Genomic DNA, 1725 nt, shown 5'->3' with positions numbered 1-1725 from the left:
TGCGACCGTGCGGCGCTGGATCGTGTGTTTGCCGAACACCAGCCTGATGCGGTGATGCACTTGGCAGCGGAAAGCCATGTCGACCGCTCTATCGATTCGGCAGGCGAGTTTATCCAAACCAATATCGTCGGCACATTCAATCTGCTTGAAGCAGCCCGCGCCTACTGGCAACAAATGCCGTCTGAACAGCACGAAGCCTTCCGTTTCCACCATATTTCCACCGATGAAGTCTATGGCGATTTAGGCGGCACGGACGATTTGTTTACCGAAACCGCGCCCTACGCGCCGTCCAGCCCCTACTCTGCCTCTAAAGTGTCCAGCGACCACCTCGTCCGCGCGTGGTTGCGTACTTACGGCTTGCCGACCATTGTAACCAACTGCTCCAACAACTACGGTCCTTACCATTTTCCGGAAAAACTCATTCCTTTGATGATTCTGAACGCGCTTGACGGCAAACCGCTGCCTGTGTACGGCGACGGTATGCAAATCCGCGACTGGCTGTTTGTCGAAGACCACGCGCGCGCACTGTATCAGGTTGTTACCGAAGGTGTTGTCGGCGAAACCTACAATATCGGCGGCCACAATGAAAAAGCCAATATTGAAGTCGTCAAAACCATCTGCGCCCTGCTGGAAGAACTCGCTCCCGAAAAACCGGCCGGTGTGGCGCGTTATGAAGATTTGATTACTTTCGTACAAGACCGCCCCGGCCATGACGTACGCTACGCCGTCGACGCAGCCAAAATCAGGCGGGATTTGGGCTGGCTGCCTTTGGAAACCTTCGAGTCCGGCCTCCGCAAAACCGTGCAATGGTATCTGGACAACAAAACCTGGTGGCAAAATGTATTGAACGGCAGCTATCGTTTGGAACGTTTAGGTACTGGAAAATAGTTTTCAGACGGCATCCCGACGCAATGCCGTCTGAAAACCCATCGCAAAGGAAGAAAGAAAAGATGAAAGGCATCATACTGGCAGGCGGCAGCGGCACGCGCCTCTACCCCATCACGCGCGGCGTATCCAAACAGCTCCTGCCCGTGTACGACAAACCGATGATTTATTACCCCTTGTCGGTTTTGATGCTGGCGGGAATCCGCGATATTTTGGTGATTACCGCGCCTGAAGACAACGCCTCTTTCAAACGCCTGCTTGGCGACGGCAGCGATTTCGGCATTTCCATCAGTTATGCCGTGCAACCCAGTCCGGACGGCTTGGCACAGGCATTTATCATCGGCGAAGAATTTATCGGCAACGACAATGTTTGCTTGGTTTTGGGCGACAATATTTTTTACGGTCAGTCGTTTACGCAAACATTGAAACAGGCGGCAGCGCAAACGCACGGCGCAACCGTGTTTGCTTATCAGGTCAAAAACCCCGAACGTTTCGGCGTGGTTGAATTTAACGAAAACTTCCGCGCCGTTTCCATCGAAGAAAAACCGCAACGGCCCAAATCCGATTGGGCGGTAACCGGCTTGTATTTCTACGACAACCGCGCCGTCGAGTTCGCCAAACAGCTCAAACCGTCCGCACGCGGCGAATTGGAAATTACCGACCTCAACCGGATGTATTTGGAAGACGGTTCATTGTCGGTACAACTGTTGGGACGCGGTTTCGCATGGTTGGACACCGGCACGCACGAAAGCCTGCACGAGGCGGCTTCATTCGTCCAAACCGTGCAAAACATCCAAAACCTGCACATCGCCTGCCTCGAAGAAATCGCTTGGCGCAACG

General features: G+C 53.7%; 2 protein-coding genes. Both read left to right on the top strand.

Going from position 1 to position 1725, the window contains the following annotated elements:
• Positions 1–888 (top strand): dTDP-glucose 4,6-dehydratase (gene rfbB / locus HMPREF2959_RS09935; RefSeq protein ID WP_070696743.1); only part of this gene is annotated, 888 nt, incomplete at its 5' end.
• Between the two features lie 62 nt (positions 889–950).
• A partial coding sequence (gene rfbA, locus HMPREF2959_RS09930) for a glucose-1-phosphate thymidylyltransferase RfbA (RefSeq protein WP_070696741.1) occupies positions 951–1725 on the top strand: 775 nt, incomplete at its 3' end.

Origin of the sequence: Neisseria sp. HMSC070F02 (genome assembly GCF_001814225.1) — a bacterium.
GTDB lineage: Bacteria > Pseudomonadota > Gammaproteobacteria > Burkholderiales > Neisseriaceae > Neisseria > Neisseria meningitidis.
The sequence above is the reverse complement of the archived record's forward strand: the minus strand, read 5'-3'. Positions and strand labels throughout refer to the sequence as shown.